The organism is Neorhizobium galegae, assembly GCF_017877135.1.
GTDB lineage: Bacteria > Pseudomonadota > Alphaproteobacteria > Rhizobiales > Rhizobiaceae > Neorhizobium > Neorhizobium galegae_A.
Window position 1 is genome coordinate 566714 of record NZ_JAGIPH010000002.1, and the last position, 20817, is coordinate 587530.

Annotated in this window: 17 protein-coding genes; 13 read left to right on the top strand and 4 right to left on the bottom strand. The window is 63.9% G+C overall.

Features of this window, described 5'->3' with window-relative positions; translation table 11 throughout:
- The first annotated feature begins 26 nt into the window (after positions 1-26).
- From J2858_RS10140 to J2858_RS10180, 9 genes are all read left to right on the top strand, one after another.
- Positions 27-2114 (top strand): hydantoinase/oxoprolinase family protein, encoded by a 2088-nt coding sequence (locus tag J2858_RS10140; RefSeq protein ID WP_348635469.1) that lies wholly within the window; start codon positions 27-29, stop codon positions 2112-2114.
- 4 nt (positions 2115-2118) lie between these two features.
- Positions 2119-3867 carry a hydantoinase B/oxoprolinase family protein gene (locus tag J2858_RS10145; RefSeq protein ID WP_210104667.1) on the top strand — a complete coding sequence of 583 codons (1749 nt, stop codon included), beginning with the start codon at positions 2119-2121 and terminating at the stop codon, positions 3865-3867.
- A gap of 274 nt (positions 3868-4141) precedes the next feature.
- Entirely contained in the window at positions 4142-5431 is a 1290-nt protein-coding gene (locus J2858_RS10150) for an ABC transporter substrate-binding protein (protein ID WP_210104668.1), read from the top strand.
- A gap of 121 nt (positions 5432-5552) precedes the next feature.
- Positions 5553-6434: a branched-chain amino acid ABC transporter permease gene (locus J2858_RS10155; protein ID WP_210104669.1), complete on the top strand. Its 882-nt coding sequence runs from the start codon at positions 5553-5555 to the stop codon at positions 6432-6434.
- Complete coding sequence (locus J2858_RS10160) at positions 6431-7393, top strand: branched-chain amino acid ABC transporter permease (RefSeq protein ID WP_210104670.1); 963 nt, start codon at positions 6431-6433, stop codon at positions 7391-7393. The genes J2858_RS10155 and J2858_RS10160 overlap by 4 nt, the downstream gene beginning before the upstream one ends.
- Positions 7390-8112: an ABC transporter ATP-binding protein gene (locus J2858_RS10165; protein ID WP_210104726.1), complete on the top strand. Its 723-nt coding sequence runs from the start codon at positions 7390-7392 to the stop codon at positions 8110-8112. Before J2858_RS10160 ends, J2858_RS10165 begins: the two co-directional genes overlap by 4 nt.
- The gene (locus J2858_RS10170) at positions 8112-8813 is read left to right on the top strand and encodes an ABC transporter ATP-binding protein (RefSeq protein ID WP_210104671.1); all 702 of its coding nucleotides are present in this window, start codon (positions 8112-8114) and stop codon (positions 8811-8813) included. The genes J2858_RS10165 and J2858_RS10170 overlap by 1 nt, the downstream gene beginning before the upstream one ends.
- Positions 8814-8832: 19 nt before the next feature.
- Entirely contained in the window at positions 8833-10284 is a 1452-nt protein-coding gene (locus tag J2858_RS10175; RefSeq protein WP_210104672.1) for a hypothetical protein, read from the top strand.
- Positions 10285-10422: 138 nt separating this feature from the next.
- Positions 10423-11052 (top strand): hypothetical protein, encoded by a 630-nt coding sequence (locus J2858_RS10180; RefSeq protein ID WP_210104673.1) that lies wholly within the window; start codon positions 10423-10425, stop codon positions 11050-11052.
- A 76-nt stretch (positions 11053-11128) separates the two neighbouring features.
- Here J2858_RS10180 and J2858_RS10185 read toward each other — a convergent pair whose 3' ends face one another.
- The 3 genes from J2858_RS10185 to J2858_RS10195 all read right to left on the bottom strand — a co-directional run bounded on the left by J2858_RS10185 (position 11129) and on the right by J2858_RS10195 (position 16020).
- Positions 11129-14713, bottom strand: a complete 3585-nt coding sequence (locus tag J2858_RS10185) for a molybdopterin cofactor-binding domain-containing protein (protein ID WP_210104674.1) — start codon at positions 14711-14713, stop codon at positions 11129-11131.
- A complete protein-coding gene (locus J2858_RS10190) occupies positions 14710-15291 on the bottom strand; it encodes a (2Fe-2S)-binding protein (RefSeq protein WP_210104675.1) in 582 nt (193 codons plus the stop codon). The genes J2858_RS10185 and J2858_RS10190 overlap by 4 nt, the downstream gene beginning before the upstream one ends.
- Positions 15292-15555: 264 nt before the next feature.
- A complete protein-coding gene (locus J2858_RS10195) occupies positions 15556-16020 on the bottom strand; it encodes a MarR family winged helix-turn-helix transcriptional regulator (RefSeq protein WP_210104676.1) in 465 nt (154 codons plus the stop codon).
- Positions 16021-16349: 329 nt separating this feature from the next.
- Between J2858_RS10195 and J2858_RS10200 the strand changes: the two genes are divergently transcribed.
- The 4 genes from J2858_RS10200 to J2858_RS10215 are packed head-to-tail and all read left to right on the top strand — an operon-like array spanning position 16350 to position 19952.
- Complete coding sequence (locus tag J2858_RS10200; protein WP_210104677.1) at positions 16350-17843, top strand: 6-hydroxynicotinate reductase; 1494 nt, start codon at positions 16350-16352, stop codon at positions 17841-17843.
- A gap of 18 nt (positions 17844-17861) precedes the next feature.
- Positions 17862-18794 (top strand): UPF0280 family protein, encoded by a 933-nt coding sequence (locus J2858_RS10205; protein ID WP_210104678.1) that lies wholly within the window; start codon positions 17862-17864, stop codon positions 18792-18794.
- Positions 18787-19371, top strand: coding sequence for an amino acid synthesis family protein (locus tag J2858_RS10210; RefSeq protein WP_210104679.1), 585 nt, complete (start codon positions 18787-18789; stop codon positions 19369-19371). Before J2858_RS10205 ends, J2858_RS10210 begins: the two co-directional genes overlap by 8 nt.
- The gene (locus J2858_RS10215) at positions 19368-19952 is read left to right on the top strand and encodes an amino acid synthesis family protein (RefSeq protein WP_210104680.1); all 585 of its coding nucleotides are present in this window, start codon (positions 19368-19370) and stop codon (positions 19950-19952) included. The genes J2858_RS10210 and J2858_RS10215 overlap by 4 nt, the downstream gene beginning before the upstream one ends.
- A 7-nt stretch (positions 19953-19959) precedes the next feature.
- On the opposite strand, the gene radC is transcribed toward J2858_RS10215, so the two are convergent.
- The gene (gene radC / locus J2858_RS10220; protein ID WP_210104681.1) at positions 19960-20814 is read right to left on the bottom strand and encodes a RadC family protein; all 855 of its coding nucleotides are present in this window, start codon (positions 20812-20814) and stop codon (positions 19960-19962) included.
- Positions 20815-20817: the final 3 nt, after the last annotated feature.

A 20817-nucleotide genomic window follows, 5' to 3' on the forward strand; every position in this document is an offset into this window, starting at 1 on the left:
AACGATAAAAATAACGAGGAACAGCCGTGTCTCAGCACTTGCCCCGGGGGGATGACTCCCGGAATGCACCCGCACGTCAATCGGTTGTCGCCGGCATCGATGTCGGGGGCACATTTACCGATCTGGTGCTGTTTGACGCCGCCCACGGCACAGTGCGGCTGGCCAAGGTTCCGACCACCCTCGACAATCAGGCCTTCGGCGTCATCCATGCGCTGGATGCGGCGAACGCCGATATCGCGGCTCTCGATCTCATCGTTCACGGCACCACGACCACCACCAATGCGGTGCTGGAGCGCCAGCTCTGTCGCACCGGCCTCATCACCACGCTTGGCTTTCGCGATGTGCTGGAGCTTGGCCGGCGCACGCGCCCGCAGGCCTATGGCATGAAGGGCGAGTTTCACCCGATCATTGCGCGTGACCTGCGCCTTGAAGTGCCTGAGCGGATGGATGCGCGCGGCAACGTGGTGACGGCGCTTGACGAGGATGCGCTTCGCGCTGCTGTCACGCGACTGATCGAGGAGGACTGCGAGGCGCTGGTCATCCATTTCCTGCACGCCTATGCCAATCCCGCCCACGAGATCCGCGCCGGCGAGATCGCGAAAGACATCTGGCCGAACGGCAATATCACGCTTGGCCATGCGCTTTTATCGGAAAGCCGGGAATATGAGCGGGGCGTCACCGCTGCCGTCAACGCTTCCGTACAGCCGCTGCTGCGGCGCTATGTAGAACGGCTGGCCGATACGCTGGCGGCACGCGGGTACCGGCATGACGTGCTTGTCATGAACGGCAATGGCGGCATGGTCTCTGCCCGCCATGTGGCAAACGAGGCGGCAAAGACGGTCATGTCCGGCCCCGCCTCGGGCGTCATGGCGGCCGCCTATACCGGACGGCGCGCCGGCATGGGCAACCTCATCACCTATGACATGGGGGGCACCTCGACGGATGTGGCGCTGATCCGCAATGCCGAGCCGACGGTCTCCAACGAGATCGAGGTGGAATATGCCATGCCGATCCATGTGCCGATGGTGGATGTGCGCACCGTCGGCGCGGGGGGCGGCTCGATTGCGAGCATTACGGCGGCCGGCCTGTTGCAGGTGGGGCCGCAGAGTGCCGGTGCGACCCCCGGTCCGATCTGCTATGGGCGCGGCGGTGAAAAGCCGACGATTTCGGATGCCAATCTGCTGCTCGGGCGTCTCAACCCCGCCCGGCTTGCAACCGTACCGGGTGGCGTCACCCTTCAGGATGTCAAGGATATCTTCGGCGCCACCATCGGTGCGCCGCTCGGGCTTGATGCGATCGAAGCGGCGGCGGCCGTCATCCGCATCGCCAATGCCCGCATGTCCGATGCGGTGCGCATGGTGTCGGTGAGCCTTGGCGAGGACCCGCGCGATTTTGCCCTTTTTGCCTTTGGCGGTGCAGGGCCGCTGCATGCCTCGGCCATCGCGCGCGAGCTTGGCATCCCCAGGGTGCTGGTGCCGTCGCGGCCCGGCATCACCAATGCACTCGGCTGCGTCGTGGCAGACCTGCGACATGACTTCGTGCAGACCGTGAACCGGCCGCTCGCAAGCGTCGATCTCGATGCCGTGCATGCCATCTTTGCCCGCCAGAGCGCCGACGGGCGAAATCTCATCGGCAAAGAGGCGGTGAGCGTGCGGCGTATCCGCGAAATCCGCTCCGTCGACATGCAGTTCATCGGCCAGACGCATGTGCTGCGCGTGGCGCTTCCAGATGGAGTGCCGAGCCGGGAAGACCTGCAGCGGCGTTTTGAAGAGGCCTATTTCGCCCGCTTCCACGTCGAACTGCCGGAAATTCGCGCCAATCTCGTCAACGTCAACACCTCCGTCATCGGCGAGCGCGAGGAGATCGACCTCTCGGCCCTGATCGATCCCGCCGGACGCCGGGCGCGGCTTGAGGATGCGCAGACCGGAACGCGCAGCGTCTGGTTCGATGGATTTGTCGAAACGCCCGTCTACTGGCGCGATCATCTGCCTCTGGATGCGGTGATCGCCGGGCCGGCGATTGTCGAGCAGATGGATACGACCATCCTTCTCGAACCGGGCGACAGCGCCGCCCAGGACCGCGACGGCAATCTCATCATCACGGTCAAAGGCTGATCCCATGCAGATCGATCCGATCACGCTCTCCGTCATCCAGTCCGGCCTGCAGCAGGTCTGTGACGAGATGGACCTGTCGTTTTCGCGCGCCGCCTTCTCGCCTGTGATTGCCGAGGCGAATGACCGCTCAGATGGCATCTATTCCGCCTTCGATGGCGCGCTGATTGCGCAAGGCTCAACCGGGCTTCCGGTGTTTGTCGGCACGATGCAATATTCGACGCGGGTGCTGATCGAGATGATCGCCGCCGGCACGGCGGCAGCCCCGCAGCCTGGTGATATCTATATCGTCAACGATCCCTATCTCGGTGGCACGCATCTGATGGATGTGCGCTTTGCCATGCCGGTCTATCGCAATGGCAGGATTTTCTGCTGGCTCTCCAATACCGGCCATTGGCCGGATACGGGCGGCGCCGTGCCGGGTGGGTTTTCGGCGTCTGCCACCTCCGTCGAGCAGGAGGGCCTGCGGCTGCCGCCGGTGCGGCTCTTCAAGCAGGGCGTGCTCGACCCGGAAATCTACGCCATCATCTGCTCCAACATCCGCGTCTCCGAGCAGCGCATCGGTGACGTGAAGGCGCAGGCCGCAGCACTTCTCGTCGGTGAAAAGCGCCTTGAACGTCTGCTCGACCGCTATGGCGATGCGGTTGTGGAGGCGGCCATCGAGGAGTTGCGCCTGCGCGCCAGCCAGCAGATGCGCGCCAATATCCGGCTGATCCCGGAGGGCGTCTATCGATCGGTCGCCTATATCGACAGCGACGGGGTGGTGAACGAACCGCTCGAAATCCGCCTCTCGATCACCGCAAAGGATGCAAGCCTCACCTTCGATTTTGCCGGTTCGTCAAAACCCTGCCGCGGGCCGATGAACTCCGTCCTCGCAACGACGCTGTCTTCCGTTTATCTCGCCATACGCCACATCTTTCCCGATGTGCCGATTTCGGCCGGCGCCTTCGAGCCGCTTCGTGTCATGCGGCCAGAGGGCACGTTTCTCGACGCGCAATATCCGCGCCCCGTCTCCGGTTGTGCGGCGGAAGTCAGCCAGCGCATCGCAGAAGCCGTATTCGCGGCCCTTGTCGAGGCGCTGCCGGATCGCGTCACGGCATCGCCCGCCGGCAGTTCCGGCAATTTTGCGCTGGGCGGCTTCGATCCGGAGCGCGGGCAGGGCTATGTCATGTACCAGATTTCCGGCGGCGGCTATGGTGGCAATGCCGATCATGACGGACTGGCGAACGGCTGCTCCACCATCGGCATCTCCAAGGCGCCGCCGGTGGAGATCATGGAACAGCAGTATCCGGTGCTCTACCACCGCTATGCACTGCGCGAGGGTTCCGGCGGGGCGGGCTATCATCGGGGCGGCTTCGGACTGGATTACGAGATCGAGCTCAGGCGCGGTGACGCAACGGCAAGCTTCGTTATGGATCACGGGCGCTTCGGCCCGCCGGGGGCGCTTGGCGGGCGCGACGGCAGGGTGAACCGGGTGACCGTCACGCGCGATGGTGTCGCCATGGAGCCGGAACATCTGTCAAAAGCGCAGGATATTCCCCTGAAACCCGGCGACCGGGTGCGGGTCCAGACGCCGGGTGGCGGCGGCTATGGCGATCCGCTGCGGCGGGATCCGGCAGCCGTGGCGCGCGATGTGCGGCTTGAGCGCTATACGGCCGGTGAGGCTCTGGATCTCTTCGGTGTCGTGGTGTCGGACGCGGGCGTGCTGGATGAGCCGGCAACCGATGCGGCACGCGCAGGACAGGTTGAGGCATGAGGAGAAACAAACAGTTGCGGGAGGGAATGAAGGATCGTGCCACGGTCTGACCGGCCTTCGTGAAATCCTTGTCGGCCGCTGCCATGGGCAGGCGCCGACCGGGCCTAAGGCTAATCGGAGGACCTATTATTTTCTTGTGCGGACAATGGTCTTTGCTATCGTGCGCCGCATATCACGCCTGCGCTTTTGGGGATGAGGATGTCTGTGAGGGGATACAGACCATCCAAACTTCCGTTTGTTGTTCTGATCGATCCATAAAAAAAGGGGAATGAGCATGCATCGGGATTCAAAGACATTTCTGCCGCTGTCGCGTCGTCATCTTCTCAAAACCGCAGGCGGTGCCGCAGCCGTGCTCGCAAGCCCTGCCGTGCTTCGGCCGGGCTTTGCCCAGAGCGGCACGATCAAGCTCGGCGCGCCCATCCACCGCACCGGCATCGGCGCCTCCTATGGCCGCTGGTATGAGCGCACGGCCATGGCCGCCGTCAAGGTGGCGAACGAGATGGGGGGCATCAACGGCCGCCAGATCGAACTCATCGTCGAGGACGATGGTACGGACCCCAAGCGTGGCACCGAAGTGATCGAAAAATTTGCCTCGCAATACAAGGTGGATGCCGTATTCGGCCACCTGTTCTCCAACGTCGTCGCAGCCGCGGCACCGCGGGCCGGTGAGCTTAAACTGCCCTATTTCATCTGCTCGGAGGCAAGCCTTCTCGGAGCGGGCAAACTCAATCGCTACACGTTCCAGCCGGGCATTACCGATGTACGGGCGCAGGTGACTTCGATGGCACCCTGGATCGGCGACACCCTCGGCAAGAAGGTGACGATGATCTATCCGGATTACAATTTCGGCCATGATCACCGCGATTTCTTCACCGCCGCCATCAAGGCGCAGGGCGGCGAAGTGGTCGGCAAGATCGCCGTGCCGCCGACGGAAACCTCCTTCACCCGCTACTTCCCGCAGATCCCGCCCTCGACGGAGGTGATCTATCACGTGATGGTCGGCCCGGCGGTGCTCACCTTCGTCAAGGAACTGGGCGATTATCTCGGCAGCAAGCGCCCGGAGATTTTCGGCTTCATCGATTCGCTGGAAGGCGTCGATTTTGCCACGCCGCAGTTGGGCTTCCTCGAAGGCTCCTACTTCTGGGAGGCCTATCCGCGCTATGCCCAGGTGAACCAGAGCGAATTCGACAAGTTCTTCCGCGAAAAGGTCGGCGTGGACGCCAATGGCGCCAGCGTCAAGGACGGCAAGGACATCTCGACCTATTCCCATATGTTCTCGATCTGGGAAACGCTCTTCGTCATCAAGCAGGCCATGGAACTCGCCAACTACAAGGGCGAGGCGCAGAAGAAGGATCTCGTGGTGGCGATGGAATCCATCTCCACGATCGCCGAAAGCCGCGAGCATCCGCAGGGCGCAAAGCTGTTCAACGGCAAGACGCACCAGGTCTTCGGCTCGCAGAACATTTCCAAGGTCGAAGGCGGCAAGCTGAAGGTCGTGCATCGCACCTCCATCGAGGACGGCCTTTACGATACGGATGCCGATTACACCAAGTTGGCCCTCTGATCTGCGCTCTCTCTGGACAAGCAAACTTCGCCGGCCACCGGGCCGGCGAGGCAAGGTCAACTGCGTCCGGCGCGTGCTGAAAGGCAGGTTCGGACGCTGATGCAAGGAAGGCAGCCTCCCCATGGCTCTTGGGCCTTATCTCTTTCTGGCGACCCTTGAGGGGCTGGTGCAGGCAGCGGTGCTGTGTATCACGGCGGCCGGCCTGTCGCTGGTCTTCGGTGTCATGCGGGTGGTCAATGTCGCCCACGGCGAATTCGTCATGCTCGGTGCCGTCATCGCCTGGTTTGCCGCAAGCCTCGTCACCGGCCATCCGGCCATCGGCTTTGCCGTCGCGCTCGTCATCAGCCCGGTCATTGTCGGGGCGATTGCCTTTGCCGGCGAACGGCTGATCCTGAAGCGGCTCGACTACAATCCGGAAGCCACCATCGTTGCCACCATCGGCCTTCTCTACATTCTCCAGCAGACGGTGCTGATCGTCTACGGCCCCGATGCGCGGCCCGTCGATCCGCCCTTCTACTACACGATCCGCTTCCCGTGGTTCGGCTATTCCAGCTACAAGCTGTTCGTCATTGCCGCGGCCATCGTCATCATGGGCGCCATCTGGTTCGTGCTGCAGAAAACCAGGGCCGGCCTCATCATGCGCGCGGCCCAGTTCGACCGTGAGACGGCGCAGGCTTTTGGCATTCCCGTCGATCGGGTCTCGGCCGTGGTGTTTGCCGCCGGCGCCGGACTGGCAGCGCTTGCCGGCGTTCTCGTCGTGCCGATCCAGCAGGCGCATTACCTGATGGGGGCCGATCCGCTGCTCCTCTCCTTCATTGTCGTCATCATCGGCGGACTCGGCAGCATGTCCGGTACGGTGGTGGCTGCCATCCTGATCGGCCTGTCGGACGGCATCCTGTCGGTGATGTTTTCGCCGACCCTTGCCAAGATGGTCTCGACGCTTCTCGTGGCGCTCGTGCTCGTCTTTCGTCCGAACGGTCTGTTTGGAAAGGCGGAGCGATGACGAAATCGGCCTACCGCAACAATCTGGTCCTCAACGCCGGCGTCCTTCTGATGCTGTTTGTCCTGCAATTCGTGCTGCCGGATTATCATGTGCTGATGGCCACGCGCATGATGGTGCTTGCCGTCTTTGCCCTCGGCTTCAATGCCCTGCTTGGCTATATCGGTCTCCTGAGCCTCGGCCATGCGATGTTCTTTGCCGCCGGCCTCTATGGCGCGGGCCTCACCGTCTACCATTTCGGCTGGAGCCTGCCTTTCGCCTTCGGCTTTGCCGTCCTTGCCTCGGCGGTCGTGGCGCTCGTCATCGGGGCCGTTGCGCTGCGCACCATCCGCGTCTCGTTCATGATCGTCACGCTGATGTTTGCGCAGGTCGCCTATCTGATGGTGATTTATTTTGCCGAATGGACGAACGGACAGGAGGGACTTTCGCTGCCGATGTCGGCGCGCGCGGTCGATCTGTTCGGCTGGACGCTTGATCTGTCCAGCGCCGTGACCCGTTACAATCTCGCTTTCCTGCTTCTGGCGCTCTGCCTCGTGCTGCTGTTTGCCTATCTTGCGAGCGCACGCGGGCGGGTGGCGACGGCCATCCGCGACAATGAGGGACGGACCGAAATGCTCGGCTTCAACGTCTTTTCCGGCAAGCTCGAAATGTTCGTCATCTCGGGCGCGATGTCGGGGGCAGCGGGTGCGGCCTATGGCCTGCTCTTCGGCTATATCGGCTCCACCTTCGCGTCCTTCCAGTATTCCATCGAAGCGCTGCTGTTTACGCTGCTCGGTGGCGCCGGAACGCTCATCGGACCGCTCCTCGGTGTTCTTCTGATGGTCGCGATGATCGATAAGCTCAGCGAACTCACCTCCGCTTACCTGCTGGTGATCGGCGTGGTGCTGATCGTCGTCATCCTCTGGTTTCCGAAGGGCATTCTGGGCACGGTCCGGGAAAGGTGGGCGCCATGGCTTCTTTGACACCGCTTCTGGTGACCTCCGGCCTGAAGCGCCATTTCGGTGGCCTGAAGGCGGTCGACGGGGTGGACTTTACCCTCTACGAGGGCGAGATCCGGGCGATCATCGGTCCGAACGGCGCCGGCAAGACCACCTTCGTCAGCCTGCTCTCCGGCCGCACCGACGTGTCCGGCGGCACCATCACCTTTGCCGGCGAAGACGTGACGCGACTGCCGGCCTATAAGCGCGTGCAGCGCGGCATCGCCTATACCTTTCAGATCACCAATATCTACCCGACGAAAACCGTGGCGGAGAATGTGCGTGTTGCCGTGCAGGGCAGGGCGCACCGCCACAGGGGCGCGCCACTTGATTTCGAAGCGGAAACGGCGCTTGCACTCGATGCCGTGGGCCTCTCCTCACGGGCGGATGCAATTGCCGGCGAACTTGCCTATGGCCATCAGCGACTTCTGGAAATTGCAATGGGGCTGGCGCTCGAACCGAAGCTTCTGATCCTGGACGAGCCGACGCAAGGACTGTCGGATGCGGAAATCGAGGACTTCCTCGTCCTCGTGCGGCACATTTCCAGCCGCGCCACGGTCCTGCTCATCGAACACAACATGCATGTGGTGATGTCGCTTGCCGACAGGATTTCGGTCCTGTCGCGCGGGCAGCTGCTGGCCGAGGGGACGCCCGCCGAAATCCGCGACAATGCCGCCGTGCAAGAAGCCTATCTGGGGGCGTGATGCTGACGATCGACAATTTCGACGCCTATTACGGAAAAAGCCAGGCCTTGCGCGACTTCTCGGTCAAGGTCGCGCCGGGTGAGGTTCTCTGCCTTCTCGGCCGCAACGGAGCGGGCAAGACGACGGCGCTCAAATCCATCATGGGCATCGTGAAGCCTCAGCGGGGGCGGATCGTGCTCGATGGTGCGGACCTGACGGGCCTGCCCGCCAACCGCATCCCCATGGCGGGGCTCGGTTACGTGCCGCAGGGCCGGCGCCTGTTTGCCGAACTCACCGTGCGGGAAAATCTCGAGATCGGGCTGATGACGCGCAAGAGCGGGCCGCATGCCCTGGAGCGGGCGCTTTCCTATTTTCCGGCCCTTCGCGAACGCTTTTCGCAGCGCTCCGGCACGCTGTCGGGCGGCGAGCAGACCATGCTGGCGATTGCCCGCGCGCTCTGCATCGAGCCGACGATCCTGATGCTGGACGAGCCGACGGAAGGCCTGATGCCGAGCATGATCGCCACCATCCGCGACGTGGTGATACGCCTGCGCGACGAAGGCGTCGGCGTACTGCTGGTGGAGCAGCGCATCGATGCGGTGCTGCCGGTCGCAAGCCGCATCGCCTTCATGGATCACGGCGAGATCAAGGCTGAGATGGAGATCGATGCGGTGCGCGCCGATCCATCGGTCTTGAAAACCTATCTCGGGGTCGGCCACTGAGGGAAACGAGGCAGCGCGGATGATGGAGGAGGCGCGCAAGGTGCGGATCGGGGTATCTCTCTGTCTTGCAATATCGCTCGCCTGTCTTGCGCCGGTGACCGCCCTGGCGCATGGCGCGGAAGGTGGCATCGTGCTGCTCTTGCCGACGGGCTATTATCTCGCCGGCGCCGCCTTTGTGGTGGCAATCACCTTCCTGCTGTTTTCGCTGCTGCCGGACGGTTTTGCCCGCTGGCTTTATGCGGGGATCATACGGTTTCCGGCCGTCGCCGCGCCACCCGGCGCATGGATCAGCCTTGCCTCCTTCCTTACCATGACGGTGATGGTGCTCGCGGGGTTTTTCGGCAGCCGGGATCCGCTGCTCAATCCGCTGCCGGCGGTCATCTGGACGCTCTGGTGGGTGTGCCTCACCATCGCCCACGGGCTCTTCGGCGATCTGTGGCGCGTGCTCAATCCGTGGAGCGGGCCGCTGCACCTGCTGCGGCGTATGGTGAAAAGGCCGGTCGGCGAACGGGCGCTTCTGCCTCTGCCGGCGGTGCTTGGCTATCTCCCGGCGCTTGTGCAGTTCTATGCCTTTGCCTGGTTCGAACTGGTGGATTTGAGCCCCAGCGATCCGGCCCGCCTTGCCACGGCCGTCAGCCTCTACTGGTGCCTCAATTTTCTGGCCATGCTGGTGTTTGGCGAAGCCACATGGCGCATGCGCGGCGAACCCTTTTCGCTGTTTTTCTTCCTCATTGCAAAACTGTCGCCCATCGGTTTCTACCGCACCACGGAGCGCAGGCTCTGCGTGTTTCTCTGCTGGCCCGGAAAGCAGCTGTTCGATCTGCCGCCGCTTTCGGTAAGCGGCATGGCCTTCATCCTGCTGACGCTCTCGACGGTGACGTTCGACGGCTTTTCCCGCACCTTCGTCTGGCTGTCCGCCATCGGCGTCAACCCGCTGGAATTTCCCGGCCGCAGTGCCGTCATGCTGTCCTCCAGCCTCGGCATCCTTCTCGCTTTTGCGGCCCTCTCCAGCCTTTTTGCCGTGTGCGTCGTCCTGGGATGCTGGCTGTCCGGGACACGCCCGATGCTGCCGGTCGCGGGCCGGCTGATCTACAGCATCATTCCGATTTCCGTGGCCTTCCAGCTGTCGCATTACCTGACGTTGGTGCTGGTCGAGATACAGAACCTCGGGGTCGCCGTGTCGGATCCGTTCGTACGGGGATGGGATCTTCTGGGACTTGCGGATCACCACGTGACGACCTCCTTCCTCTTCACCTTCGAGGGCGTGCAGGCAATCTTCAATACGCAGACGACGGCCATCGCGCTCGGGCATGTGGTGGCGGTCATTCTCGCGCATGCGCTGATGGCCGAGAGCGCAGCCGGGACGCCGGCATACAAGCGCCGGCTCTTCTGGCTGGAACTGCCGTTTGCCGGCCTGATGGTGTTTTATACCGCCTTCGGGCTCTGGCTTCTGTCTACGCCGAGGATCTGAGCCGGGGATCTGAGCTATGATGAGGAGCACGGCATGGTGCGTGATGTTGGCCATGCTCCTTGGCGACACGAGCGCATGGCGGATTTGGATCAGGAGCGGGGGCCGATATAGGATGATCGGCAAGGACAGGGGAAACCGATGAAAAGCCTGCACCTCGCTCTGCTGCTACTTTCGCTGGTGCTTGTTGCGCCCTCGGTCTCGCATGCGCATGGTTTTGATGCGCCCGAAGACCAGTCCGGCTATGCCATCCCCTCCATCGATCATGCCGCCATGCGCGTCATCGCACCCTACCGCGACCGCATCATCCCACTGGCAAGGCAGGCTGCCGCGACGGATGCGGAGCTGTCGGCGCTTCTCCTGCACAACCAGATGCAGGCCGCCAACTGTCTCTGGCTGCTGGTGCCGGGAAGCCTGACGGACGAAGAAAACCCCTTCAACGAATGCGCCCATGCGGACATGGCCGGGCTGAAGGCCATGCTGGAGAGGCTGTCCCTCTTGCCCCAGACGCAAGGTAGCGCGCGGGCCCTGATCTCCGATCTCGACCGGGATATGGTCCTTGCCGGCACGTCCTTTGTTCTCTGCGCTTTCGCCAGGGAAAGTTTCAACACCGCCTCGCAGGTCCGCCCCGACTGGGCCGCGGTATCTGCCTATCTTGTCGATCGCTATGGTTCGGTCTTCGGCCTTGCCGGAGCTCTTGCCTGCCTCTGCCTGACGGGCATTTTGATCCTGCGATGGCTGCGGCCGGGGCCCATCGACCGGCGCGGTTGATGCCCTCAAAGATGTGCAGAAACAGCCGTTTACAGGCGGCTTTGAGTCCTGTTTCTGATGCGCTTCAGAAAGAGAGTCAGCGCGCTGCGCTGCTGCCCCTGATGCTTCCCGCAAGCGCTGCCGTGTCTGACCATGCCGGTCTGTCCGGCGCAAAGCGGGCGCGCAGATAGGCCGACAACTCTCCGATCTGCCGGTCGCTGAAACTGTCGCGGAAGGAGGGCATGGACATCGCCTGCGCATCCGCTTGCGGCTTCGCGCGAAGGCTTGCCGGCGCTTCGACGCCGTTGAAGAGGGCCTGGATGATGTTGTCGGGACGTGACGCCGAAAGATTGCTGTTGAGCGACAGGTGCGCAAGACCACGCGTTTGTGCCTCGTCTCCCTCATGGCAGGTGCCGCAGGCCCCTTCGAACAATCGCGCGCCTTCTGGAAAGGCAAGGGCTGCTTGCGGTGCCGCCGCCTGCGACCGGGCAATGATGGCGGCTGGCGCAACAGCCGTTTGCGTGTGCTGAGATGGCTGGAGGCTCCCAAGATAGGTGGCGATCGCGCGGATATCCGCGTCGTGCAGATCGGACATCTGCTTGACCACGGCCGCCATCGGGCCGGACGCGCTGCCGTGGTCGGCGGAATGGCCATGGCGCAGGTAGTCGTAGAGCGCATCACTGGTCCAGCCGACCGGGCTTGGCGAAAGACCGGTGAGCGCCGGCGCCTGCCAGCCCTCGGCAAATCCACCGGAAAGATGGGCGCTGCCCACCTGTTCGGCCCCAAGCGCATTGCGCGGGCTATGGCAGGCGGAACAGTGGCCAAGGCCTTCCACCAGATAGGCGCCGCGGTTCCAGGCCTCGCCTTTTTCCGGCGCATAATCGACGGTCGAACGTCCGAGATAAAGCGTGTTCCACCCCGCCATCAGGCTGCGGATGTTGAAGGGAAACCGCAGCGTCGACGGCTGCGAAGGGGCGCTCGATGCCGGGGTGGTCATCAGGTAGGCATAGAGATCCTGCAGGTCGCCGTCGCTTGCATGGGTAAAGGAGGTGTAGGGATGCACCGGGTAGAGATGGGAACCGTCCCGGCCGATCCCCTGCCGCATGGCGCGGGTGAAGGCGGCGTAGGACCAGCCGCCGATGCCGTGGCGCTCGTCCGGCGTAATGTTCGGTGCGACTACCGTGCCGAACGGCGTGTCGAACCGCCGCCCGCCGGCCAGTGCCTCGCCGTTTCCGTCCGCATGACAGGTTGCGCAGCCGCCGGCGGCAGCCACAAGCCGGCCGCGCTCGATGCTGGCCGCGCCTAACAGCGCCGGATCGGGCCGCTGGATCGCCTCGATGGCTGGACGCCATGGCGACAGCACCGCAAGGCCCCCGGCGGCAAGGCCGGCAAGCCCGGTGACGCTGAGAAATCCCAAACGGCCGAACTTCAGCCACCGCTTGCGTTTCGCACGCATCTCCTGCCGGTGCTCGAGCGTCTGGCGTCCGTTGAGGGCGGCCAGAACGCGTTCCGGCGTCAGCGGCAGTTCGCGAAAGCGCAGGCCCGTTGCATCGTAGACTGCATTGACGATGGCCGCCGCACTCGGCACAGAGGCGGATTCGCCGGCCCCGCGCGGTTCCTCATCGGGACGCGGGATCATCAGCACGTCGATATCCGGCGTCTCCTCGAAGGTCAGGATCGGATAGCCACCCCATTCGAGGCTTTCGATCCCGGTCTGGGTGAAGCGCACCTCTTCCTTCAGCACGCGGCTGACCGACTGGATGACATTGCCGTGGATCTGGTGACGCACGCCATCGGGATTGATCATCAGTCCGGTATCCTGGCCGACGGTGACGCGTGTGACGGAGACCTCGCCGGTGCGGCGGTTGACGGCGACATCGGCCACCCAGGCGGACCAGGCGGCAGGGGTGCCCGGAAATTTGCCGTGCACATAAAGCGCATAGGCAAAGCCGCGCCCGTAGAGCAGGTCACCCTCGCTTCCCTCCGTGCCGAAGCGGGTGCGCGGCCGCCAGCCGGCCTTTTCGGTGACGGCCCGCACCAGGTCGGCGCCGCGCGGATCGGTGAGATAGCGCAACCGGTATTCCACCGGATCGACGCCGGCCGCGGCTGCCAGTTCGTCGAAAAAGCTCTCATGCGCAAAGGAGTTCGGCATGGCCGAGACTCCGCGAAACCAGCTGGCGCGCGCAATCGGCGGCATGTCGTGCACCGCAATGCGCATGTTGCTGACCGCATAGGGCGGGATGGCGGTACGGTCGCCCATTTCGGCGACGTCCGGCACGGCGGCCACCTTGCCGGTGAGGATGAGTGCAAGCGTTGGAGACAGGTTCGAGGGATAGCGCGTCTCGAAATCATAGGCGATGGGGCCACCTTCGAGATCAAGGCCGCCGCGCACGTCGATCACCTGTCCGGCCCCTTTCGGTTCCCAGCCATGTTCCTGTTCGCGGGTCAGCTGCACGCGCACCGGCCGGCCGGTGGCGCGCGACAGAAGGGCGGCATCTGCCGTCACGTCATCGGCGCAATTGCGGCCATAGCAGCCGGCGGCTTCATGGCGTTCCACGATGATGGCGTCTTCCGGCATGTCCAGCAGGCGGGCGAGGTCCCGGCGCATGAAATGCGGGTTCTGTGTACCCGACCAGACGACCAGCTGTTCTGGCGTCCACTCGGCGACGGCGCAGGAGGGGCCGATCGAGCCATGCATCTGGTAGGGCCAGACATAGGTGCGCTCCATGGCGGGCGAGGCGCCGAGAAGCGCACGCTCCACGTCGCCCGCATCTTTCAGGATGCGTTTTTTGCCCGGATTGTTCTTCAAGGCCGTCTCGGCGTCGTTGAGGTCGGGCCGGACCGCGGGCGTCTTCCAGGTGACCTTGAGGCGTCGCGCGGCCTCTGCGGCAAATTCCTCGCGGGTGGCAACCACGCCGACGAAATCGCCGATCGTCACCACGGCCACGATGCCGGAAAGGCCGGCAAGCGAGGTTTCGTCCACGCCGATCAGGCTGTCGCCGACGCCGTCGCCATGATCGTAGCCGACATAAGGCGGGCGGATGACGCGGCCATGCAGCATGCCGGGAACGCGCACGTCATGCACATATGTCCAGTCGCCGACGGTCTTGGCGGCAATATCCGTGCGTGGCTGCGGCTGGCCGACAATGCGATAGGCGCTGACCGGCTTTACGGGGGTGGCCGGATCGATCTCGATGCGACAATGTCGGCCACGCACGAGATCGGCATAGGAGACGGTGCTTCTGCCGTTTCCGACCACGCCGGCCTCGACCAGCAGATCGTCCAGAGGCGTGCCCAGATGCTCGGCGGCTGCGGCAAGCAGGTGACGGCGGGCACTTGCGGCGGCAAGGCGCAAGGGGTTGGCGGTAATCTGGATGGTTTCGCTCGCAATCGTCGGCCCCTGGTCCGGAACTGCCGATGTCGTGCCGAGCACCATGGTCACCCGGTCGAACGGGATGTCCAGCTCTTCCGCGACGATCTGCGCCAGGGCCGTACGGATGCCGGTGCCGAGGTCCACATGGCCGTTGAAGGCGATCACGGCGCCATCGCCGGTCATCGCCAGATAGATCTCCGGCTGGTTGCCGCTGCCGGGGCGGGTGACGAGCAGGATGTCATCCGCCTCCAGATAGGCGCGGCTGGTGGTTTCGCGGAGCGTTCTGGGATCGGCTGGCGCAGACGTCATGGCGCGGACGCCTCCAGATCAGGGGCGGGCCGTCGTCTGGGAGGCGGGTCGGCCGCGTTAATCGGGTTGCAGCCTGCGTGGCCCGCCGCCATCTCTGCCATCCGGTCGCGCGCCAGCCGTACGGCGGCCAGAATTTCCATATGGGTGCCGCAGCGACAGAGCTGGTGGCGCAGGGCCGCCCGGATTTCCTTCTCGTCGGCTTGCGGATTGCGCGTGAGAAGGCCGACGGTCGCCATGATCATGCCGCTCAGGCAATAGCCGCATTGCGCCGCCTGCATCTCCAGAAAAGCCTGCTGGACCGGATGCAGCGTTCGGCCATCGTGCTCTCCTCCAGACGAAAGACCTTCCAGCGTGGTGATCGGTCGGTCGCGCACGGCGCCGATGCGGGTGGTGCAGGCGCGGACGGGACGGTCTCCCAAAAGCACGGTGCAGGCACCACATTCGCCAAGGCCACAGCCGAATTTCGCGCCGTTCAGACCGCAATCATTGCGCAGCACATAGAGAAGCGGCGTCTGCGGATCGAGCGCAAAATCCTGCGCCCTGCCGTTGATGGTCAACGTCACCGTCTGTGTCGTCATGCTGTCCCGGCCTCTTCGGCAGGAATGCGCGCGCGTGTCTTCCCGTGGTTCTCATGCGAGGCTCTGCCCGGTGAGAGATGAGGAGTGCGGCGTTCCCGTTTTGGTTTTTGTCGTACGCATCCATGGCCGGGATGATAGCCGGAAATCATTGGCACGCAAACGAATTCTGCTGCCGCCGCGCGCGCCGCTCCAAGGTGTGCGATCAACGCGAAAAGGGCAGGTGGGGTGCCGGAAGAGCGCCCGATTATGCGCTGCTTCGAAGGCTCAGCAGATCTTGCGCAGGAGTTCGATCAGCATCATTCGCTCGCCGGAGGTGAGTGGCGACAGCGTGTCATCTGTCACGGCAATGGCGGTTTTGATGTTGCGGGCAATTGCTGCCTCTCCCTCGCCGGTGAGCGACAGGATGAGCCGGCGCCCGTCCTGCGGGTCCGGCGCGGTCGCCACATAGCCCCGCGCCACCAGCCGGTCGACCACGCCCTTGATCGTTGCGACATCCATGGCCGTATCGCGGCCGAGCTGGTTCTGCGAGGTAGGCTGGATCTCACGCAGCTTGGTGAGCGCTGCCCATTGCGTCGTCGTCAGGCGGTCGCCCATCAGGGCCGAAAAGATCGCGACGTGGCGCTGGTTGGCCTGGCGCAGGAAAAAGCCGATCTGCTGATCGACCTTGTAGGCCTCCAGGTCTGAGGCGGGCGCTTGCGAAGCGCTGTCGCTTTTCTTGGCCCCGGCCATGCCGCCTCCCGTCAATCCCGATGAAGCCACCGGTTTATCCGCCAAGGGTGATTTGTCAACGCGCTTTACCTTGGGGCCCCAAGCGTTTCAGAATTGCATTTGCGACGGTGAGGTTCGGCGCTAGACTTGTTTGCCTGCCAATGGACCGGCTGCGTCGGGAAGGACCGGCGAATCCGGGATTTGCGTGGGTTTGAGCAGTGCCCGGAGCAGGCATGCCGCCTTGACAGGCTGGCGATTTCTGCTGATATTCATTCGTATACAAACGATATGCGCAAAGCATGCGGGAACAGAAGACGGCAAGGCCGCACCAGGGCCGCTGCGGGGGTGATATGGTCAAGCAGCACGTGGAAAGCGCGGTGAATGGCAAGATCCGCTGCGATGCCTGTCCGGTCATGTGTTATATCTCCGATGGCCGCTCCGGCGCCTGCGATCGCTATGCCAATGTCGGCGGTGAACTGATCCGCGTCGATCCGCTGACCGTGATCGACGAGACGCTGAGTGCCGGCGGTGCCGTCGTGCCCTTCCTGCCCGGCAAGGACACCGAAGAGTGGTCGGGCGATCTCGTCTACGCGAACGCGCCCTTCGTCACCGCCGTCGGCGCCGGCACCACCTATCCCGATTACAAGCCTGCCCCTTTCATCGTGTCGCAGACGCAGAACGGCATCGACATGGTGACGGTCGTAACGGAGGGTATCTTTTCCTATTGCGGCGCCAAGGTGAAGATCGACACCGACCGGTTCATCGGTCCGGAGACGGCGATCGTGCGGGTGGAGGGCGAACCGGTCGGCCATGTCACAACGGGAGAATACGGTTCCCAGATGCTGTCGCTCGGCGGCGTGCACCACCTGACCGGCGGCTCCAAGAAGGAAGGCCGCATTACCTGCGAGACGCTGCTGCAGCTTTGCAATCGTGAGCGGGTGGAGATGCAGGTCGACGGCGGCGCCACCCTCTGTCTTCAGGCGGGCCATCCGCCGGTGATCAACGGGGTGGAGGAAAGCCGCATGCGTGTCGGCTGCGGGTCCGCCACCATCGGCATGTTTGCAAGACAATGGCAGAACATGGTGGACGAGGTCGTGGTGGTGGATGATCACATCACCGGCGTGCTCTCCGAACACCAAGCGGGAAAGCTCCTGGATATCCCCCCGACCGGCATCCGCATCAAGGGCCGCCGTTCGACACCGGGACGCTATTTCCAGGTGGCCGAACCCGGCACCGGCTGGGGCGGCACCACGATATCCGATCCGCTGTCGATTCTGGGCGATTTTGATCCGAAGGTCGCCTATCCGGGCCTGCGTCTGCTGATGGTGTCGACCACCGGTGAACAGTACGGCTATTATATTCTCGACGAAAATCTGGTGCCGGTGGCGCAGTCGATCCTTCCGGCGGCGGTGCGCGAGACGGTGGAGATCGTGGCGGAAAACTGCGAGCCGGCGATGGTTTCGGTGCTGTTCATGGGCGGGGCAGGCGGCAGCCTTCGTGCTGGCGTCACCACCAATCCGGTGCGGCTCACGCGTTCGGTCAAGGAGGCGCTCACCCATGTGTCCTGTGGCGGCGCGCCGGCCACCATCTGGCCGGGCGGCGGCATCACGGTGATGGTCGATGTCACGCAGATGCCGTCCAACAGCTTTGGCTCGGTGCCGACGCCGGCGCTTGTGGCGCCGATCGAGTTTACCATGCGGCTTTGCGATTACGAGGCGCTGGGCGGCCATATGGATGCCGTCGTTCCCATCGAGCAGGCTCTCCGTGAGGCCGGGCGCAAGATCGCACCGCTTGTCTCGGGGGCATGGCCGACGGCTGCCGGCAATTTCAAGTGGGGCCACTAGGCAAGGCGGGAGCATGGCATGAGCGGACCTGCCGGCGCCTATCTCGACGGAACGCCCGATGGCCGGCTGCATCTGCAGCATGGTCCGATCGATCTCGTCATCGGGCTGGCCTATGATGCGGCGGCGGACAGGCAGAGCGCCCTTCGTGAACGCGCGCATCGCCAGGCGGCGAGGCGTTTTTCCACCATTCTGGACGAACTGGTGCGCGAACTGCCGCTGTTGAAGGCGCAAGCCCATCCGGGATGCCGGCAGCCTTCGGGCACGATCGCCCGCAAGATGATGGCGGCCGTTCTTCCGCTGTCGGGCGCGCATTTCATCACCCCGATGGCAGCCGTTGCCGGTGCCGTGGCCGATACGGTGCTGGAGGCAATGCTGGATGGTTTCGATAAAGAGGAATGTCCGCAGCGCATCTATGTCAACAATGGCGGCGATATTGCGCTTTTTCTGCAGGGAGAGGCCGACTGGCGGGTTGGCATGGCGCGCGACGACGGGACGGGCCTTGGAGCCTTTACCGTGCGCGCCAGCGATCCGGTACGCGGCATCGCCACCTCCGGAAGAAGGGGGCGCAGCCTGTCCATGGGCCTTGCCGATTCGGTAACGGTGCTTGCCGAAACCGCAGCCGCCGCCGATGCGGCCGCAACAATCATTGCCAATGCCGTCGATCTTCCCGGCCACCCGGCCGTCTTTCGCGCGCCTGCCCACAGTGTAGTCGATGACAGCGATCTTGGCGCGCGGCTGGTGGTAACCGGCTGCGGCGACCTGGATGCAGGCGAGATTGCCGAGGCCCTTGACCGGGGGCTTACGAAGGCCGAGCAATTGCGCGCAGATGGCCTCATCGATCGCGCCGCACTGTTTCTGCGGGGCGGTGTGCGCATCGCTGCAAGACGGGATGAAATTCACCCGAAAGACTTCGAAAAATTCGCAAAGCCGGAGATGCATGGCCATGCCTGAACCGAAAATCCGCAAGTTCCTGACCGTTGTCGAGGAGGTGTTTCATGAGGGCGGGCCGGTGGCCGCCGTGCCGCTGAAGCGCGCGGCTGTGCTTGCCGTCATCGAAAACCCCTTTGCCGGTCGTTACCATGAAGACATCGCAGGCTTCATGAAGGATCTCGAACCGCTGGGCCTTCAGATGGCGAACCGGCTCGTTGCCGCGCTTGGCGGCGACCCTTCTCTGATCGAAGGCTATGGCAAGGGAGCTATTGTCGGGCAGGCGGGGGAACTTGAACATGGGGCGCTGTGGCATGTGCCGGGCGGCTATGCCATGCGCGAGGTGCTGGGCGATGCGAAGGCGATTGTTGCCTCCACCAAGAAGGTCGGCGGCCCGGGAACGCGGCTCGATGTGCCGGTCACCCACATCAATGCTTCCTACGTGCGCTCGCATTTTGACGCGATGGAAGTGGGCGTGCCGGATGGACCGCGCGCCAACGAACTGGCGCTGGTGCTGGTGATGACCACCGGTGCGCGCATCCACGCCCGCGTCGGCGGCCTGAAAGCAAGCGACATCAAGGGAGAGGACGGGCTTCGATGAAGGCCGAGATCCGCAAGCTTGCGGTCTTCGTCGAGGAACTGCACCGGGAGATGGATCGGCAGGTTTCTCCGCCCTCGCGAAAGGCCTGCGCGGTCGCCGTCATCCGCAATCCCTTCGCCGGGCGCTATGTCGAGGATCTGGGCGACCTCATCGAGATCGGCGCGGAGCTTGGTGGACTGCTCGGCAAGCGGTGCGTGGAGGCGCTCGGCATTCTGCCGCAGGCGGCGGAAAGCTATGGCAAGGCAGCACTGGTGGGCGAGAATGGCGAGCTTGAACATGCCGCCGCCATTCTGCATCCGGCCCTTGGCAAGCCGCTGCGGGAAGCGGTGGAGAAGGGGGCGGCCCTTGTGCCATCCTCCAAGCGCCGAGGCGGGCCGGGCGTCACTCTGGATATTCCGCTCGGCCACAAGGATGCCGCCTATGTGCGCTCCCATTTCGATGGCATGCAGGTCTGGCTGAACGACAGCCCGCGCGCCGATGAAATCATGGTGGCGGTCGCCGTGACTGATAGCGGACGACCATTGGCGCGTATCGGCGGCCTTCAAGTCCACGAGATCGAGGGCAGGGACGGTCTGCGTTGACGAGGCGTCAAATCAGCCGCAGGCCCTTCAGGCTGGCATGGCCATCCTTGCCGATGATGATGTGATCGTGGACGGTGATGCCGAGCGGCTTTGCCGTGTCGATGATGGTTTTCGTCATGTCGATATCGGCGCGCGACGGGGTCGGGTCGCCGGAGGGATGGTTGTGCACGAGGATCAGCGCGGTGGCTGACAATTCCAGCGCCCGGCGCACCACTTCGCGCGGATAGACCGGCGTGTGATCCACGGTCCCGCGACCCTGCACCTCGTCGGCGATCAGCGCATTGCGCTTGTCGAGGAAGAGAATGCGGAACTGTTCGCGGGCCTCATAGGCCATGGCGGCATGGCAGTAATCGATAACGGCGGACCAGGAGGCGAGTACCTGCTTGCCGCGCAGCTCGCTTTTCAGGATGCGCTGGCCGACGGAGGCAATCAGCTTCAGGTCCAGCGCCACGGCTTCGCCCACGCCCTTCACCTCCTGCAACAGCGAGGTCTGGGCGCCGAAAACGCCGGCGAGATTGCCGAAACGGTCGATCAGCGCCTTGGCGATCGGCTTGGTGTCGCGGCGCGGGATGAGGCGGAACAGCAGAAGTTCGAGGATCTCGTAATCGGCAAGGGCGGTATCGCCATGCTCGCGGTAACGGTTGCGCAGGCGCTCGCGGTGGCCGTGATAATGCGCCTGCTTGTCGTCGTCCGGCTTCACCGGCTCGGCCTTTTTCATGCCGCCGGATTTTTGCGCCTGCTCGGCAAAGAAGCCGCGTTCATCGGCAAACAGATCATCCGATGTCTCGCCGGGGGCGTTCGGGGGCCCGCCTGCCGGTTCCTCCGGCGCATCCAGATGTGTCGGCAGGGGCGGGTGCTTCATCGA

Bases quoted from the DNA above. Each gene is read 5' to 3' on its own strand.
- J2858_RS10145 (WP_210104667.1), top strand. From the start codon at position 2,119: ATGCAGATCGATCCGATCACGCTCTCCGTCATCCAGTCCGGCCTGCAG.
- J2858_RS10150 (WP_210104668.1), top strand. From the start codon at position 4,142: ATGCATCGGGATTCAAAGACATTTCTGCCGCTGTCGCGTCGTCATCTT.
- J2858_RS10155 (WP_210104669.1), top strand. From the start codon at position 5,553: ATGGCTCTTGGGCCTTATCTCTTTCTGGCGACCCTTGAGGGGCTGGTG.
- J2858_RS10160 (WP_210104670.1), top strand. From the start codon at position 6,431: ATGACGAAATCGGCCTACCGCAACAATCTGGTCCTCAACGCCGGCGTC.
- J2858_RS10170 (WP_210104671.1), top strand. From the start codon at position 8,112: ATGCTGACGATCGACAATTTCGACGCCTATTACGGAAAAAGCCAGGCC.
- J2858_RS10175 (WP_210104672.1), top strand. From the start codon at position 8,833: ATGATGGAGGAGGCGCGCAAGGTGCGGATCGGGGTATCTCTCTGTCTT.
- J2858_RS10180 (WP_210104673.1), top strand. From the start codon at position 10,423: ATGAAAAGCCTGCACCTCGCTCTGCTGCTACTTTCGCTGGTGCTTGTT.
- J2858_RS10185 (WP_210104674.1), bottom strand. From the start codon at position 14,713: ATGACGTCTGCGCCAGCCGATCCCAGAACGCTCCGCGAAACCACCAGC.
- J2858_RS10190 (WP_210104675.1), bottom strand. From the start codon at position 15,291: ATGACGACACAGACGGTGACGTTGACCATCAACGGCAGGGCGCAGGAT.
- J2858_RS10195 (WP_210104676.1), bottom strand. From the start codon at position 16,020: ATGGCCGGGGCCAAGAAAAGCGACAGCGCTTCGCAAGCGCCCGCCTCA.
- J2858_RS10200 (WP_210104677.1), top strand. From the start codon at position 16,350: ATGGTCAAGCAGCACGTGGAAAGCGCGGTGAATGGCAAGATCCGCTGC.
- J2858_RS10205 (WP_210104678.1), top strand. From the start codon at position 17,862: ATGAGCGGACCTGCCGGCGCCTATCTCGACGGAACGCCCGATGGCCGG.
- J2858_RS10210 (WP_210104679.1), top strand. From the start codon at position 18,787: ATGCCTGAACCGAAAATCCGCAAGTTCCTGACCGTTGTCGAGGAGGTG.
- J2858_RS10215 (WP_210104680.1), top strand. From the start codon at position 19,368: ATGAAGGCCGAGATCCGCAAGCTTGCGGTCTTCGTCGAGGAACTGCAC.
- radC (WP_210104681.1), bottom strand. From the start codon at position 20,814: ATGAAGCACCCGCCCCTGCCGACACATCTGGATGCGCCGGAGGAACCG.